Raw genomic sequence first — 16,337 nt, 5'->3', positions numbered from 1 at the left:
CGGATGCTCACTTCCAGGTCACGGTGGGCATGACGAGCTCGCGCCGCACCCGATCGGTGTTGTTCAGGGCGACCTTGATGACCTCGGTGAGGTGCTCCTCGGTGAGCAGGTGCGGTTCCAGGCCCAGCGAGAGGAGGGTGGTGTTGACCGCGTTGTAGTAGTGGTCGTACTTCTCCACGCGCGGGTTCTCGGTGGTGGCGATCTCCACGTCCTGGCCCAGGTCGTGAGCGACCTTCTGCACCTTCTCGGCGAGCTCCTTGACGGAGAACTGCTCGGTGAACTGGTTGTACACCCGGAACTCGCCGCGATCGGCCGGGTTCTCGCAGGCGATCTCGATGCAGCGCACGGTGTCCTGGATGTCCAGGTAGCCGCGGGTCTGGGAGCCGTTGCCGTAGACGGTGAGGTCGTGGCCGATGGCCGCCTGGACGATGAAGCGGTTCAGGGCCGTGCCGAACACCGCGTCGTAGTCGAAGCGGTTGACCAGGCGCGGGTCCAGACGGGTCTCGTCCGTCTCCAGGCCGTAGACGACGCCCTGGTTGAGATCGGTGGCGCGGATGCCCCAGATGCGGCAGGCGAACATGATGTTGTCGCTGTCGTGCACCTTGGTGAGGTGGTAGAAGGAGCCGGGGGCCTTCGGGAACGGCAGACGGTCCTTGCGGCCCTTGTGCTCGATCTCGATCCAGCCCTCCTCGATGTCGATGTTCGGCTGGCCGTACTCGCCCATCGTGCCGAGCTTGACGAGATGGCAGTCGGGGGCGAGGTCCTTGATCGCCCACAGCACGTTCAACGTGCCCTCGACATTGTTGCGATGGTTCTCGATCGCATGCTCGCGATCGATCATCGAGTAGGGCGCGGAGCGGTGCTCGGCGAAATGCACGAACGCCTCCGGCTCGGTCTCCTGGAAGATCGCCGAGACCGCGTCGTAGTCGGTGAGGTCCGCGATCTTCACGGCGATGTCCTTGCCGGAGACCTCCTTCCACGCCGCCACCCGCTCCTCGAGCGGGAGGATCGGCGTCACGGAGTTCGAACCCAGCTCCTCGTCGATGTCCCGACGCACCAGGTTGTCCACGATGGTGACGTCGTGGCCCTTCTGCGAGAGGTACAGGGCTGTGGGCCATCCGCAGAAGCCATCTCCGCCGGCGACGACGATCTTCATCTCGTGGGTCCTCCCATGGGTCCGGATCCCGGCCGATGTGCCGAAGCCGACGGCCGGATTGTGAAAGTGCGTGTCCACTCATAACGTAGTGCAGGTCGCGGGCTGTTCAAAGAGACGGAAAGCCCGCCTTAACTGCGGAGGAACACGCCATGACGAACGTGGACGACGAGGTCTCGACGGCGCGTTCCTCCATGGCGGAATCCACTGTATCCCGCGTTCCGCGTCCGTTTCCGAGCACCTCCTCCAGGGTGCTCGTGATGGCGATCGTCAACCGCACCCAGGACTCGTTCTTCGACGAGGGCCGCACCTGGGGCCTCGAGGACGCCGTCGAGGCCGGGCGCGCGGCCGCCGCAGACGGAGCCGACCTCATCGACGTGGGCGGCGTGAAGTTCGCGCCCGGCGACCCGCTGCCCGTGGACGAGGAGATCGCCCGGGTGGTCCCGGTGATCCGGGCCCTGCGCCACGACCTGCCCGAGCACGTGCTGCTCTCCGTCGACACCTTCCACGCCGCGGTCGCCGAGGCTTGCCTCGAGGTGGGCGCGGACCTCATCAACGACACCACCGGACTCTCCGACCCGCAGATGGCGGCGACCGTCGCCCGCACCGGCGCCTCGCTCGTGCTCACCCATTCCGCGGCCGAGCCCCGCCAGCCGTATCCCCGCCCGCAGTACGACGACGTGGTCCAGGAGGTGCGGGAGTTCCTCGCCGCGCGCCTGACCCGCGCCCGGGAGGCGGGCATCGCTCCCGAGCAGCTCATCGTGGATCCGGGACCGGACCTGAACAAGAGCACCCTGCAGACCCTCGAGGTGCTGCGCGACTGGCGCACCGCCACCGGGTTCGACCTGCCCGTGCTCGCGGCGCTGTCGCGCAAGGACGTGATCGGCGAATCGCTGGGCCTGCCCAAAGAGGACCGGCTAGAGGGCTCCCTGGCCGCGGCGGCCTGGGCCGTGCACCGGGGCGCACGGATCCTCCGGGTCCACGACGTGCAGGCCACGGCGCGCTTCGTGCGGATGCTCGAGGTGCTCGAGGGATGGCGCGACCCCGCCGGCCCGCTGGTCCACAACGCCTGAGGCGCGGGGTGCCGGGTGCGCCGGGTGCCGGGTACGTCGGGTGCGGGGTGCCGGGTGCCTGGTGTGTCGGGTGTCGGGTGCGCCGGGTGCGGGAGCGTCGAGCGAGTTTTGTGCCGCCACGACCGATCGTGCGTCGATGTTATGTCGCAGGACATCGGTGACAGTTCTGTATCAGGACATCGGTGACACTTCCGTGGCTCTTGGTGGTGACACTTCGCCGGTAAAAATGGGCGGTGAGCAGAAACGAGCCCGTCGATCCCACTGTCCGCCTGGCCATCTCGCGGTGGCCTGATGACGCGCCGCGTGGGTCGGTGAGCACGTTCTGCGTCGAGCACGGCATCTCGCGCAAGACGTTCTACGTCCTCCGTGCTCGCGCCCGCGTCGATGGGCCCGCGGCCGTGCTCGAGCCCCGCACCAAACGACCACATACCTCCCCGGGCCAGCTCGATGAAGAGGTCAAGGACCAGGCTGTTCAGGTCCGCGCCGCACTCGAAGCGTCTGGGCTGGATCACGGTCCGATCAGCGTCCACGACCGGATGAAAGCGATGGGACTTGAAGCGCCATCGATCGCGGCCCTGGCACGGATCTTCCGCGAACGAGGCGTGGCTCGACTGGAGCCGAGGAAGCGGCCTCGCGCGTCCTGGCGGCGGTTCGTCTATCCGGCACCGAACGCGTGCTGGCAGCTGGATGCGACCCAGTACGTCCTCACCAACGGCCGGACCTGCGTGATCTTCCAGCTCCAGGACGATCATTCGCGCCTCGCGGTCGCCTCTCACGTGGCGGGCAGCGAGACCGCTGAAGCAGCGATCGCGGTGTTCAACAAGGGCACCGCGCGTTGCGGAACTCCACAGCGTCTGCTCACCGACAACGGAGCCGCGCTGAACCCCACGCGCCGTGGGATGAAGGGCCAGCTCGTCATCCACGTGACCGCGCTGGGAGTCGAGGCGATCACCGGGAAGCCCTACAAGCCGACCACGCAGGGCAAGAACGAACGATTCCACCAGACCTTGTTCCGCTGGCTGGACAAGCAGCCCATCGCGGGAAGCATCGAAGAGCTCCAAGCACAGGTCGACGAGTTCGACGTCATCTATAACGAGCAACGCCCTCACCAGGGACTTCCCGGACGGATCACACCACGCCAAGCCTGGGACGCGACTGAGCCGGCACCGTCTCCCCGGCCTGTCGTGGAGCCCAGCCTGATCATCGAGTCCGTCGGGGACAGCAAGAAGCGTTCCCGGAAGCTCCCCCGGGAGCGGGTCATCCAGACCGGTGAACGAACACGGGTGGTGAACAACAACGGCACGATCACCCTCCACGGCGTCGCGTTCCAGGTCTCCTACCCTCATGCCCAGCAGGAAGTGCACGTCCTCGTCGAACAGGCCAGCGTCACGTTCGTCGACCTTCACGGCGAGATCCTGGCCGAGCACGCTTGGCCCCCGCTCGGCATCCGATACGCCTCCAAGCACACGGGTCAACGGAGCGGCAAACGCCGAGGCCGGCCACCGAAGAACCCCGAACCGTCACCGATGTCCTGAGACATCAACTGTCACCGATGTCCTGATACAGAACTGTCACCGAAGTCCTGAGACATCACACCGATCGTGCGTCGAACATCGGTCGTGGCGGCACAAAACTGGACGCCCGGTCGTGCCCGGTCGTGCGCGTCGTGGTAGTTGCGCCGGCTGCGCCGGTCGCACTGGGCGCCCGGTCGCGCCGGTCGTAGTGGCCGCGCCGGTCACGCCGGTCGTGGCGGCCACGCCGGCCGTGCTGGACGACTAGCGCTGGACGCCCGGCCGCGCCGCGGGGGTCAGCTCTGTCGGCTCACCCGCAGGGTCTTGATCTCGAAGGGGTGGAAGACGAGCCGGACCGCGCCGTCCTCGTCGCGATCCAGCGCGGAGCGGAACGCCGGGGCGTCCTCGGCGAAGGAGCGCTCCAGCAGGTCCACCGCTGTCACCTCTCCCCCGGCGAGCGCCGCATCGAGCTGCACGCGCGCCGGCACCCGGGCACCGGAGGCCTCGTACAGGCGCACCACGAGGTCGCCGGAGCGATCCTCGGCGAGCTTCACCGTCTCCACCAGCACGCGCGGGGAGTCGACCGTGACCAGCGGCGCGGAGGCCGTTGCGGCGACCGCGGCGCTGACCTCGCGCTCGGGCAGGTTCAGGCGGTATCCCTCCTCCATCGCCTCGGCGATGCCCGCCCCGGGGCGCACGGCGACACGGAACGTGTACCGGCCGTGGTCGGCGGCGGGATCGGGGAACTCCGGGGAGCGCACCAGGGTCAGGCGGGCCGTCGTGGTGGTGCCGCCGTCGTCCTCGCGCAGGGTGCGCAGCACGTCGTGGCCGTAGGTGGAGTCGTTGGCGATCGCCACCCCATAGTCGCCCTCGGCGAGATGCACCCAGCGGTGGGCGCAGGTCTCGAAGCGTGCGGCGTCCCAGCTGGTGTTCACGGGGATCGGCCGGTCGAGGTGGCCGAACTGGATCTCGCTGCTCAGGGAGGCGGCGCGCACGTCGAGCCCGAAGCCGAGCTTCAGGACCTTCTTGCGCTCGTGCCAGTCGATGTCGAGGACGATCTCGAGCGACTCGTCCCCCGGGAGCAGCACGAAGGTCTTCACGATCGTCGAGCCCGCTCCGGTCACGCCGGAGCTCTCCGCCCCCTCGGGCACTGAGGTGGAGTAGGTGAAGCGGACCCGGACCCCGGCCCCCTCCTCGCTGACCTCGACGGACGTCGGCTCGTCGAGATCGCGCACCACGTGGCGGTAGAACTCATCGATGTCCCAGGCGTCCCAGGCGTTGGGCGTGTCGCGGTGCAGCTGCAGCAGGGCGCCGCAGGCACCGGGGGCGATGGACTCGCGCCCGCTGACGCGGTCCACGAGCGAGGTGATCGCCCCGGTGGCGTCGATCTCGGCGCGCAGCGCGGCATTCTCCACGCTGATGGTGTCTCCCGCACGGATCACCACGACACCCTCGGCGCTGCGGCGCACGGGCCCGGCGGTGTAGGCGGGCACTCCGCGACGCGGCACCGGTGCAGTGTTCAGCAGCACGCGGGCCCCCGCGGCCCCGCCGGCCCCGCGACGCAGTCCCCGCCGACGCGCCGTCGGCCCCGCCAGCAATCCCGCCGGCCCCGCCAGCCCCGCCAGTCCCGCCAGCCCGCCAGCCCCGCCAGTCCCGCCAGCAGTCCCACCGGTCCCGCCGGCAGTCCCGTCGGCCCCGTGCCCAGCCGCTGCGTCGGCCCCGGCGTCGCGAGGGCGGCGAGCGCCCCGGCGATGACCGCTCGGCGGCGCGCGGCGTCTCGGCGTGATCCTGCTCGGCCTCGCGATGCACCCAGGCGATCGAGGAGCCGGGCAGGATGTCGTGGAACTGACCCAGCAGCACGTTCTCCCACAGTGCCTCGAGCTCGTCGTGCGGATACTCGAAGCCGGCGCGCAGCGCGGCGAGCGCGGAGAGGAACTCGGCCTCGTGCAGCAGATGCTCGCTGCGACGGTTGCCCTGCTTGGTGCCCGGCTGCGCGGAGTAGGTGCCCCGGTGCAGCTCGAGATACAGCTCGCCGTTCCACATCGGGGCGTCCGGGTATTCGGCGCGGGCCCGGTCGAAGAACTCCTGCGGGGTGCCGAACTCGACGCGCGGGGACCCTTCGAGGTCCGCGGCGCGACGGCCGGCGGCCATCATCTCGCGGGTGGGTCCGCCGCCGCCGTCGCCCCAGCCGAACAGGTCCATGCCGATCGAGGAGCGTCCCTTCTCCTTGAAGTTGCGCTCGAAGTAGGCCAGTTCCTCGCCGGTGAGCATCCCGTTGTAGGTGTCCGCGGGCGGGAAGTGGGTGAACACGCTGGTGCCGTCCAGGCCCTCCCAGCGGAAGGTGTGGTGCGGGAAGGTGTTGACCTGGTTCCAGGAGACCTTCTGGGTGAGGAAGTTGTCCTGACCGGCGAGCGCGGCGATCTGAGGGAGCGCGGCGGAGTAGCCGAAGGAGTCCGGCAGCCAGGTCTCTCTCGTCTCGACTCCGAAGTTCTCCAGGAAGAACCGTTTGCCGGCGATGAACTGCCGGGCCATCGCCTCGGAACCGGGCATGTTCGTGTCCGACTCGACCCACATGCCGCCCACCGGGACGAAGCGTCCCGCGGCGACGTGCTCCTGGATCCGGGCGAAGAGCTCCGGATAGCGGTCCTTCAGCCAGCGGTACTGCTGCGCGGAGGACGCGGAGAAGGTGAGGTCAGGATCGGACTCGAGGAGCGCGCACACGTTGGCGAAGGTGCGCGCCACCTTGCGCACGGTCTCGCGCACCGGCCACAGCCAGGCGGAGTCGATGTGGGCGTGCCCGGTGGCCAGGACGGTCAGCGCCGAGCGGTGCGCCGGCCGGGCGAGGGCCGGGGCCAGCACCTCGCGGGCGGCCTCGACGGTGCCGGGCACGTCGTCGGGATCGACGGTGTCGCAGGCGTCCTCCAAGGCGCGCAGGATCTCGTGGCGGCGCTGCGAGGCCTCGGGGAGCTCTGCCATCAGACCGGCGAGCGCCCGGACGTCCTCGGCGAGCTCCCCGATCCGCACGTCACGGCGCGCCAGGTGCAGCTCGCGGAGCGAGTAGAGGTCCTCCTCGGGCACGGTGGCGAGGTCGCCGAGCAGGGTGGGCGCGAAGGTCCACTCCCCGGCCACGTTCGGGTTCGCCGCGCACTCGAGGTAGTAGTCCAGCTGTTCGCCCGGGCGCACCGGCAGGTACCGGTTGTACGGGTTGATCGCCTTGACGGGCACGGCGTCGGGCGTGAACACGAGCGCCTCGGCCTGGAATCCGGGCTGGCCGGTGAAGGCGAGGTCGACGATCAGCTCAGGGTCCGAGCGTTCGTCGTCGGCCCACTGTGCGGGGACGGTCCCGGTCACGTGGAGCCAGGTGGTCGACCAGGCACGGCCCAGCGGTGCGCCGACCTCGAGCGGGGCGTAGTCGCCCGCGTGGTCCACGATCGCTTCGCGCGGAGGGATCGGCTCGCCTTCGACCCGGTACGCGGCGATCGTGACCGGCGCGGTCTCCTGGTGGACCTGGGGCGTCAGGTGGTCCCTGGTGAAGCGGCGGATACGGGACTCGGTGAGCTCCCTGTCATCGAACATGCAGCTGCTCCTCGAGGCGCGCGAGCGCCCGGTAGGTCAGGATCGTCGGGATCGGCGGATCACCCGTCGACTGCTCCCGACTGTATCGAGCGGGAGAGTCGCGCGTCACATTCCGGGCGAACCGAGAGCGGCGACAGCGAGAAGCGGCGATGCGGCGATGCGGCGACAGTGGGAGCGGCGACGGCGGGAAGCGGGCCCCTGCGCTCAGCCCCGTCGCCCTCAAGCCGCGTCGCACTCAGGCCCCGCCGAACCGCGCGAGGATCTCGTCGCTGAGGCCGGGCCAGATCCGGATGTGCGTCTTCCCGAAGGGCTCGGCGCCCAGGAACGCCGCTGTGAGTCCGGCGTCGGGGTCCACCCAGAGGAAGGAGCCCGCCTGGCCGAAGTGGCCGAGAGTGCGTGGGCTCGAGGCAGAGCCCGTCCAGTGCGGCGACTTGCCGTCCCGGATCTCGTATCCCAGCCCCCAGTCGTTCGGCCGTTGCCTGCCGTAGCCGGGCAGGATGCCGTCGAGCCCGGGGAACTGCACGGTGACCGACTCCTGCCACAGCTCGCGGGAGATCAGCGTGGGCTCGAGCAGCTCACGGCCCAGGGCCAGCAGGTCGCGGATGCTGCCGCGGAAGCCGGCCGCCGGGGAGCCCGTCAGCTCGAGGTCGCTCAGACCGAGCCCCTGGACGACGGTCTGCTCGAGCCATTCATCCAGGTCATAGCCCGTGGCCTGCTCGACATGGGCGGCGAGCATCTCGAAACCGGTGTTGGAGTAGATCCGTCGGCCCCCGACCGCACCGACCACCTCGTCGCCGTCGAAGGCGTAGCCGGCGGTGTGGGCGAGGAGGTGGCGCACGGTGGCGCCCTCGGGCCCGGCGGGTTCGTCGAGGTCGACGAGCCCGCGGTCCACCGCGACCAGGGTGCCCAGCGCGGTGATCGGCTTGGACACGCTCGCGAGCTCCCACACGCGGTCCTCGTCCCCCTGCGTGTGCAGGGTGCGTCGGGCGTCGGAGACCCCGAGCGCGTGCTCGAAGTCGGCCTCCACCGGGATCATCCCGGGGCTGGTCTGGGGGCCGGCCTGGGGGTCAGGGGCGGTCTGGGGATCGGTCTCGGGCTCCACCCGATCCAATATGGCACACCCCTTCGCGCACCCCCTCCGCATCCCTTCGCACGCCCCTCCGCACGCCTCGCGGTCGTAGGCACCCCCGCCCGTCGCGGCGTCCGGCTCGACGTGCCCGAACAGTGCCCGCGCAGTACCGAACGGTCATCTCCCACCTGCTCGACGCCGCTGCCTGCACCGTCACACTCTACCCACAAGAAACCTCACGACCTGCACACTTTTGCTGTTGTTTACCTCCGCATGACCGCTACATGATCATGGTGTGCGCCGCGACGACGCCGTGCACGGGGACGGATCCGGACCACGCTCCGGATCCATAGCAAGGGGGAAGACATGAGGATGAGAACGATGACACGAGCCCTGCGACATCTCGAGGTCACCGACCGGCCCCGACCGGCGATCGCCGTGCCCTCGCGCCGCGCCGTCCTGCTCGGAGCGGGCACGATCGGCGCGGGCATGACCCTCGGCATGGGACCGGCCAGCGCGGCGCCGACCTTGCGCAAGGGCTCCAAGGGAGCTGCGGTCACGACGCTGCAGAAGGACCTGGCGGGCCTGAAGTACTGGCTCGGTGCGGCCGACGGCAGCTTCGGCCACCTCACCCAGCAGGCGGTCTACGCCCTGCAGAAGGTCGCGGGCCTCTCCGCCGACGGCGTCGTCGGCCCGAAGACGTACGACGCGATCGCGAGCGGCGCCCGCCCCTCGCGCAAGATCACCTCGGGCGTCGGCTTCGAGGTGGATCTCGCGAGGCAGATCATCGTCGCCACCACGGGAGGGAAGCTCTCCTACATCCTGAACACCTCGACCGGCAGCGGGAAGCGCTACTACTCGGGCGGCCGCTGGAAGACCGCGGCCACGCCGACGGGCGACTTCACGATGTACAGCCTGTACAGCAAGGGCTGGCAGAGCGGTCCCCTGGGCAGTCTGTACCGGCCCGGCTACTACGACCGGGGCTGGGCGATCCACGGGTCGAACTCGATCCCGTCCTCTCCCGCCTCCCACGGCTGCTGCCGCATCTCCGTCGCCGCGAGCGACATGCTGTGGTCACGGAAGTGGTTCGTCAAGGGCCGGCGCGTGCTCATCCACTGAGCCGTTCATGAGCCGTTCCTGAGCCGCTGCCGAGTCGTGCGCCCCTGAGGTGACCAGCATCCTCAGGCGCCGCGTCCCGGAGGGTCCACGGCCGACGTCGACCCTCCAAGGCCCACGCAGGACGAGCCCCACCTCGCGATCCAGGGGCGGCGGCGGGCCTCCGCGCCCGCCCCCGCCCCCTCGGCCTTTACGAACCCTGCACGAATCCCTTGCCGCACCACCGCCCTGCCGGACCACTGATGACCTGGCCACGCGCTACGATCGAGTAGGCGTACAGCCCCGTCTGCCGTCGGGGCACTGGGACAGCAACAGCGAAGGATCACCGTGGGGATCTTGGATCGGATCGAGCGCGGACTCGACCGCGGCGTGACGAGCATGTTCTCGCCCGGCCGCGGGCAGCTGAAACCTCTCGACCTCGCGCAGGGGCTCAAGCGCGAGTGCGACGACCAGATCCAGGTGCTCGACCGCACCCGGACCCTCGCCCCGAACGTGTACACGATCTACCTGCACCCCCAGGACTTCGAGCGCTTCAGCTCCTGGCAGGACACCCTGATCGACGAGCTGCAGCGCGTGCTCATGGAGCACGCCGAGAAGCAGCGCTACATGTTCGTCGGCGGCGTCACCGTGGATCTGGAGGCCGACGACGACGTGCGCGCCGGGCGCTTCGAGACCGAGTCCCGCACCGAGCGCGGCAGCGTGGCCCCGGCCACCACCGCCTCGCGCGCCGAGTCCGGCAGCAGCCCCATCGTCGAGATCGACGGCCAGCAGTACCTGCTCACCGGCCCCGTGACGGTGATCGGGCGCGGCGGCGACTCCGACATCATCCTCGAGGACACGGGCGTCTCCCGGCACCACCTCGAGCTGCGCGCCGAGCCGGGGCCCGACGGCAGCACCCTGGTGGCCACCGACCTCGGCTCGACCAACGGCACCTTCGTCGACGGCGAGCGCATCCGCACCCCTGTCACGCTCCGAGACCGCTCGTTGCTCAAGATCGGCCGCACCCGTCTGACCGTCATCCTGCCCGCGGCCGGGCCGGCGACCTGGTGAGCGCCCGATGAGTGAACTGACCCTGGTCGCCCTCCGTCTGGGCTTCGTCCTGGCGCTGTGGGTGTTCGTGATCGTCGTGGTGCTCGTGCTGCGCAACGACCTGTTCGGGACCACCGTGGTGACCCGTTCGAGCCGTGATCCGCGGCGCGAGCAGCGCCCCGCCTCCGGCCCGGTCGGCGGGGCCGGAGCCCCGGACGGTGGCGATCCGGCCGCGATGCGCACCGACCCGGAGGTCACCGCGACCGCCATGGTGGTCACCGCCGGGCCCCTGCGGGGCACCTCGCTGACGCTGGGATCCACCCCGATCCTCATCGGCCGCGCCCCGGAATGCACCCTGGTGCTCGACGACGACTACGCGTCGAACCGGCATGCCCGCGTGTTCGAGCGCGAGGGCGAGTGGATGGTCGAGGACCTGGGGTCGACCAACGGCACGCTGCTGTCCGGTCGCCGCATCGAGGGCGCCGTGCCGTTCCGTCCCGGTGCCCAGGTGCGGATCGGCCGCACCGAGATCGAGCTGAGACGAGGTCCGCGATGAGCGTCGCCCTGCGATACGCCGCCCGGTCCGACGTCGGCCTGGTCCGCTCCAACAATCAGGACTCCGGCTATGCCGGCAGCCATCTGCTGGTGGTCGCCGACGGCATGGGCGGGCACGCCGGCGGCGACGTGGCCTCCTCGGTCGCGATCGGCCGCCTGGCCCGGTTGGATTCGGAGACCCCGGCCTCGGACATCGTCGCCACCCTCGAGGAGGCGGTGCTCGAGGCCAACCAGGAGATCCTGCGCCGTGCCCGCGACGAACCGCAGCTGCGGGGCCTGGGCACCACGATCACCGCGATGCTGCGCGCCGAAGGCAAGTTCGCCCTCGCCCACATCGGCGATTCCCGCGCCTACCTGCTGCGCAACGACGAGACCTTCCAGGTCACCAAGGACCACACCTTCGTGCAGCGGCTGCTGGACGAAGGGCGCCTCACCGAGGAGGAGGCCGAGCGCCACCCCCAGCGCTCCGTGCTGATGCGCGTGCTCGGCGACGTCGACGCCGACCCCGAGCTGGACCTCTCCCTGCGCCCCGCGCATCCCGGCGACCGCTGGATGCTCTGCTCGGACGGCCTGTCGGGCCTGGTCTCGCTCGACACGATCGACGCGACCCTGAAGGCCTTCGAGGACCCGGGCGAATGCGCCGACGAGCTGATCCAGCTCGCGCTCAAGGGCGGCGGGCCGGACAACATCACCTGCCTCATCGCCGACGTCATCGAGCTCGACGACCTGCCCCGCACCGAGGAGGCCCCCTCCACCGCGCCGCAGATCGTGGGATCGGCCGCCCGCACGCGCCACCAGCCCACGAGCGCCTCCGGCCCGGCCGCGAAGGCCGCCGCCCTCACCCGCGAGGAGCCCGAGGTCCCCTACGAGGACGACGACTTCTCCGAGGACGAGCCCCCGCGCCGCAGCCCCTGGCCCGCACTGGTCGCCGTGTTCCTGCTGGTCGCCGTGCTGGGCGGCGTGCTGTGGGCCGGATACGCCTGGTCGCAGCGCCAGTACTATGTCGCCTCCGACGGCACGAACGTCGTGCTGTACCAGGGCCTGTCCCAGGATCTCGGGCCGATCTCCCTCTCGGAGCCGATCGAGGTCACCGACATCGCCCTGGACGACCTCCCGGAGATCACCCAGGAGCAGGTCGGCAACACCATCACCGCCGGTGACCGCGAGAGCGCGGACCAGATCATCGAGCGCCTCCAGCAGGCGGCGGACGCCAATCAGCCGCTGCTGCCCACCCCGGCACCGTCCGACGGCGGGGGCGAGGTCTCCGACGGCGGCGGCGAGGCGTCCGACGGCGGCGGAGGCCTGACCGAGATGCCCACCGGCAGCCGCTCCCTCCCGGACCGGTCCGACGACGACGCCGTCCAGCCCACCGAGGGCGAGGAGTCGTAGTGGCCACGATCGTCTCCTACACCGCACGACCCCGCCGGCTGATGCACGCCGTGCTGCTGGCCTTCGCGGTGCTGATCGGCGTGGGCTCCTACGCCCTGGTCGGGCTCGGCCGTTTCGACGAGCTCCCGCCGAACCTGCTCGAGTACGGGATCGGCGCGGCTCTGCTCGCCGTGGTCCTGCAGGTCGCGGTCATGTGGCGCGCCCCGTACACGGATCCGGTGATCCTGCCGCTGGTGGTGCTGCTGAACCTGCTGGGCATGGCCCTGATCAAGAGCGTGCACGCCGCGAACCAGATCTACGGGCTGCGCAGCTCGGCGACCGCGGAGCGGCAGATGCTGTGGGCGGTCCTGGGCGTCGGACTGTGCGTGGCCGTGATCGTCCTCCTGCGCGATCACCGGCACCTGCGCCGCTACACCTGGATCAGCGCCGTCGCCGGCGGCGTGCTGCTGCTCCTGCCCCTGCTGCCGGGCATCGGCGACTCCCGCAACGGCTCGCGCATCTGGATCTCCATCGCCGGCAACAGCTTCCAGCCCGCCGAACTCGCCAAGATCGCCTTCGCGCTCTTCTTCGCCGGCTACCTGGTCTCGCGCCGCGACACCCTGGCCCTGGCCGGCCCCAAGGTGCTCGGCATCCATCTGCCGCGGTGGTCCGACTTCGGTCCGATCCTCGTGGCCTGGGGCTTCGCGATGGCCGTACTCGTCTTCCAGACGGACCTGGGCACCTCGCTGATGTTCTTCGGCCTGTTCGTGGTGATGCTCTACGTCGCCACCGACCGGCTGAGCTGGCTCGTGATCGGCGCGGTCATGTTCCTGCCGCCCGCCGTGTTCGCGGCCACCCAGATGAGCCACGTGCGCACGCGCATCACCTGCTGGCTGGATCCGCTCTCGGGCGCGAACTACGGCGGCTGCGAGCAGATCAACCAGGGCCTGTTCGGTCTCGCCAACGGGGGCATCACCGGGGCGGGCCTCGGCGAGGGCCGCCCGGACGTGGTCCCGCACGCCGAATCCGACTTCATCTTCACCTCCTTCGCGGAGGAGCTCGGCATGGTCGGCGCCTTCGCCCTGCTGCTGCTGTACCTGCTGCTCGTCCAGCGCGCGATCCGCGCGGCGGTCGGCATCTCCGACGGCTTCGGCACACTGCTGGCCGGAGGGCTCGGCTTCGCGATGGCCCTGCAGGTGTTCGTCGTCGTCGGCGGCGTCACCCGGGTGATCCCCCTGACGGGCCTGACCCTGCCGTTCCTGGCGGCCGGGGGCAGCTCGCTGGTGTGCAACTGGATCATCGCCGGCATCCTGGTGCGTCTCTCGGACGCCGCCCGTCGGCCCGCCGCCCGCCAGGTCGACGGCCCGGGCGCCGCTCCCGCTGCGCGCACCTCCCCGGAGGTGATGGCATGAACAAGCCCCTGCGACACGTATGGCTCGTGGTCAGCGTGCTCTTCGTGCTGCTGTTCACCTCGACCACCTACTTCCAGGTCGTCGCCCAGGGTCGGCTCAACGCCCACGGCCAGAACCTGCGCACCACCTACAACGAGTACGGACGCCACCGCGGCCCGATCGTGGTGGACGGCGAGGCGATCGCGAGCTCCACCGCCTCGGAGGACACCTACGGGTTCCTGCGCGGCTACGACCCCGGCGCGATGTATGCCCCGGTCACCGGCTACTACTCGGTGGTCTACGGGTTCTCCGGCATCGAGCGCTCGCTGAACGACACCCTCTCGGGCGAGGCCGACGCGCTGTTCTACCACCGCATCTCCGACATCCTCTCGGGCAAGCAGGGCCGCGGCGCGACCGTCGAGCTCACGCTGGACTCCGGGGCGCAGAAGGCCGCCTGGGACGCCCTGGACGGCAAGCGCGGCGCAGCGGTGGCGCTGGATCCGGAGACCGGGGCCGTCCTCGCGATGGTGTCCGCGCCCAGCTACGACCCCAACGATCTGGCCACCCACGACACCGGCGCGGCCCAGCAGTCCTGGTCGGCGCTGAACGATGATCCCGAGCGCCCGCTGACCAACCGCGCCATCGGAGGCGACCTGTACCCACCCGGCTCGGCGTTCAAGCTGGTGGTGGCCTCGGCCGCCCTCGAATCGGGCGAGTACACCTCCGATTCCGTGATCCCCGGGCCCGGCAGCTTCGAGCTGCCGAACTCGTCGTCGGTGATGAACAACTTCTCCGGCGGCCGCACCGAGCCCTGCGGGCCGGACGACGAATCCACGCTCGCCGAGGCGCTGCGGCAGTCCTGCAACACCTCCTTCGCCGAGCTCGGGATTGCCGTGGGCGAGGACGATCTCACCGCCACCGCCGAGGAGTTCGGATTCGGCCAGCGCCTGGAGATCCCGCTCGCGGTCACCCCGTCCACCATCGGCTCTGATCTCGACGACGCGCAGCTCGCGACCACGTCGATCGGGCAGTACGAGGACCGCGTGAGCCCGCTGCAGATGGCGATGGTGGCCGGAGCGTTCGCGAACGACGGCGTGGTGATGGAGCCGCAGCTGGTGGGCGCGGTCCGCACGAGCGACCTCTCGACGGTCTCCGAGCTCTCGCCGAAGGAGCTCGGCCAGCCGCTGAGCGCCTCCAATGCGGCGCAGATGCGCCAGATGATGGTGGGCGTCGTGGAGAACGGCACCGGCACCGCCGCGGCGATCGACGGCGTCGAGGTGGGTGGCAAGACCGGCACCGCCGAGTGGGGCGAGGACCGTGCGGCGCACTCCTGGTACGTCGGGTACGGGCAGAAGGACGATCAGAAGATCGCGGTCGCGGTCGTGGTCGAAGAGGGCGGATACGGGTCGCGCACCGCGGCACCGATCGCCCGGGACGTGATGAAGGCGGTGATCGACCGATGAAGACCGAGGCGGGGCTCGTCCTCGAAGGACGCTATGAGCTGACGTCCCTGATCGCCACTGGCGGCATGGGACAGGTCTGGAAGGGTCGCGACCAGGAGCTGGACCGCGACGTCGCGGTCAAGGTGCTGCGCGAGGAGTACGCGGGGGACGAGGGCTTCCTCAAGCGCTTCCGCGCGGAGGCCCGCCATACCGCCGCGCTCTCGCACGATGCCATCGCCGCGCTGTACGACTACGGCGAGATCGACGGCCGGGCGTACATCGTCATGGAGCTCTGCCCCGGCAGGCCGCTCTCGGACATCATCGAGGAGAACCCCGGCGGTCTGCCCGAGAAGCGGATCGTCTCGGTGCTCATCGAGCTGGCCCGTGCGCTGGACGCCGCCCATTCCAAGGGGGTGGTGCACCGTGACGTGAAGCCGGAGAACGTGCTCGTCGACGAGGGCGACGACTGGTCGATGAAGATCACCGACTTCGGGATCGCCCGCAGCAAGGACCAGGCTCGGCTCACGAAGACGGGGCTGGTGATGGGCACCGCCCAGTACCTCTCCCCCGAGCAGGCGATGGGCAAGCAGGCCACGTCGCTCTCGGACATCTATGCGCTCGGGATCGTGGCCTACGAGATGCTCGTGGGACACCGTCCCTTCACCGGCTCCAGCCAGGTCGAGATCGCGATGGCGCAGGTCAAGCAGCAGCCGCCCGAGCTCCCCGAGGCCATCAACGCCGACCTGCGGACCCTGGTGATGATGACCCTCGCGAAGGCCCCGGCGAACCGTCCCCGCTCGGCGGCGGCGGTGTCGAGGATCCTCGAGGCCATCCAGCGCGGGGTCGAGCCCCGCTTCACCACCGGCGCGATCCCCGTCACCCGTGTCGAGGACCATGACTGGACGGGCGAGAACGCTGTGCGCCCGCCCGGCTCCACGGGTCCCGTCGCCGGGCCCGGCGCCTCGCCGACGGGCACCCGCACGGCCGCCATGCCGCTGCCGCTGTCGGGCCGTGGTCGGGGCGTCCGTCACCGCTCGGCAGCGTCGGCGCCGTC

At 70.3% G+C, this 16,337-nt stretch carries 12 protein-coding genes and 1 pseudogene; 9 read left to right on the top strand and 4 right to left on the bottom strand.

Annotation, left to right across the window (positions count from 1 at the left end; all coding sequences use genetic code 11):
- Positions 1-7 precede the first annotated feature (7 nt).
- The gene (locus CIK81_RS16005; protein ID WP_096197477.1) at positions 8-1,156 is read right to left on the bottom strand and encodes an NAD-dependent epimerase/dehydratase family protein; all 1,149 of its coding nucleotides are present in this window, start codon (positions 1,154-1,156) and stop codon (positions 8-10) included.
- Between the two features lie 257 nt (positions 1,157-1,413).
- Here CIK81_RS16005 and folP point away from each other — a divergent pair, with 257 nt between their 5' ends.
- Both folP and CIK81_RS15995 read left to right on the top strand, forming a co-directional pair.
- A complete protein-coding gene (gene folP, locus CIK81_RS16000; RefSeq protein ID WP_241964224.1) occupies positions 1,414-2,226 on the top strand; it encodes a dihydropteroate synthase in 813 nt (270 codons plus the stop codon).
- A 311-nt stretch (positions 2,227-2,537) separates the two neighbouring features.
- Positions 2,538-3,787, top strand: a pseudogene (locus tag CIK81_RS15995) (integrase core domain-containing protein).
- Between the two features lie 246 nt (positions 3,788-4,033).
- On the opposite strand, the gene CIK81_RS15990 reads toward CIK81_RS15995, so the two are convergent.
- The 3 genes from CIK81_RS15990 to CIK81_RS15980 form a co-directional block, all read right to left on the bottom strand.
- Entirely contained in the window at positions 4,034-5,095 is a 1,062-nt protein-coding gene (locus CIK81_RS15990; RefSeq protein WP_241964226.1) for a glycoside hydrolase family 38 C-terminal domain-containing protein, read from the bottom strand.
- Positions 4,989-7,313, bottom strand: coding sequence for an alpha-mannosidase (locus tag CIK81_RS15985; protein ID WP_241964223.1), 2,325 nt, complete (start codon positions 7,311-7,313; stop codon positions 4,989-4,991). Before CIK81_RS15985 ends, CIK81_RS15990 begins: the two co-directional genes overlap by 107 nt.
- A 235-nt stretch (positions 7,314-7,548) precedes the next feature.
- The gene (locus CIK81_RS15980; protein WP_241964222.1) at positions 7,549-8,415 is read right to left on the bottom strand and encodes a serine hydrolase; all 867 of its coding nucleotides are present in this window, start codon (positions 8,413-8,415) and stop codon (positions 7,549-7,551) included.
- Positions 8,416-8,763: 348 nt separating this feature from the next.
- On the opposite strand from CIK81_RS15980, the gene CIK81_RS15975 reads away from it, so the two are divergent.
- From CIK81_RS15975 to CIK81_RS15945, 7 genes are all read left to right on the top strand, one after another.
- The gene (locus CIK81_RS15975; protein WP_241964221.1) at positions 8,764-9,501 is read left to right on the top strand and encodes a L,D-transpeptidase family protein; all 738 of its coding nucleotides are present in this window, start codon (positions 8,764-8,766) and stop codon (positions 9,499-9,501) included.
- A 324-nt stretch (positions 9,502-9,825) separates the two neighbouring features.
- Positions 9,826-10,548, top strand: a complete 723-nt coding sequence (locus CIK81_RS15970) for a DUF3662 and FHA domain-containing protein (RefSeq protein ID WP_096166663.1) — start codon at positions 9,826-9,828, stop codon at positions 10,546-10,548.
- Positions 10,549-10,555: 7 nt separating this feature from the next.
- The gene (locus tag CIK81_RS15965; protein ID WP_096166662.1) at positions 10,556-11,083 is read left to right on the top strand and encodes an FHA domain-containing protein; all 528 of its coding nucleotides are present in this window, start codon (positions 10,556-10,558) and stop codon (positions 11,081-11,083) included.
- Positions 11,080-12,471: a PP2C family serine/threonine-protein phosphatase gene (locus tag CIK81_RS15960; RefSeq protein ID WP_096166661.1), complete on the top strand. Its 1,392-nt coding sequence runs from the start codon at positions 11,080-11,082 to the stop codon at positions 12,469-12,471. Before CIK81_RS15965 ends, CIK81_RS15960 begins: the two co-directional genes overlap by 4 nt.
- On the top strand, positions 12,471-13,862 hold the full coding sequence (locus tag CIK81_RS15955; protein WP_096166660.1) for an FtsW/RodA/SpoVE family cell cycle protein: 1,392 nt from the start codon (positions 12,471-12,473) through the stop codon (positions 13,860-13,862). Before CIK81_RS15960 ends, CIK81_RS15955 begins: the two co-directional genes overlap by 1 nt.
- Positions 13,859-15,304, top strand: a complete 1,446-nt coding sequence (locus CIK81_RS15950; RefSeq protein ID WP_096166659.1) for a penicillin-binding protein 2 — start codon at positions 13,859-13,861, stop codon at positions 15,302-15,304. Before CIK81_RS15955 ends, CIK81_RS15950 begins: the two co-directional genes overlap by 4 nt.
- Positions 15,301-16,337: serine/threonine-protein kinase (locus tag CIK81_RS15945; RefSeq protein ID WP_147272367.1), on the top strand; the 1,037-nt coding region annotated here is incomplete at its 3' end. The genes CIK81_RS15950 and CIK81_RS15945, both read left to right, overlap by 4 nt.

The sequence above is a fragment of the Brachybacterium sp. JB7 genome (assembly GCF_003335205.1).
Lineage (GTDB): Bacteria > Actinomycetota > Actinomycetes > Actinomycetales > Dermabacteraceae > Brachybacterium > Brachybacterium alimentarium.
Note: the sequence above shows the minus strand (reverse complement) of the source record. Positions and strands in the feature narration are given on the sequence as shown.

What these genes read in the sequence shown, in the direction of transcription:
- CIK81_RS16005 (WP_096197477.1), bottom strand. Translation starts at nt 1,156, where the DNA reads ATGAAGATCGTCGTCGCCGGCGGAGATGGCTTCTGCGGATGGCCCACA.
- folP (WP_241964224.1), top strand. Translation starts at nt 1,414, where the DNA reads ATGGCGATCGTCAACCGCACCCAGGACTCGTTCTTCGACGAGGGCCGC.
- CIK81_RS15985 (WP_241964223.1), bottom strand. Translation starts at nt 7,313, where the DNA reads ATGTTCGATGACAGGGAGCTCACCGAGTCCCGTATCCGCCGCTTCACC.
- CIK81_RS15975 (WP_241964221.1), top strand. Translation starts at nt 8,764, where the DNA reads ATGACACGAGCCCTGCGACATCTCGAGGTCACCGACCGGCCCCGACCG.
- CIK81_RS15965 (WP_096166662.1), top strand. Translation starts at nt 10,556, where the DNA reads ATGAGTGAACTGACCCTGGTCGCCCTCCGTCTGGGCTTCGTCCTGGCG.
- CIK81_RS15960 (WP_096166661.1), top strand. Translation starts at nt 11,080, where the DNA reads ATGAGCGTCGCCCTGCGATACGCCGCCCGGTCCGACGTCGGCCTGGTC.
- CIK81_RS15950 (WP_096166659.1), top strand. Translation starts at nt 13,859, where the DNA reads ATGAACAAGCCCCTGCGACACGTATGGCTCGTGGTCAGCGTGCTCTTC.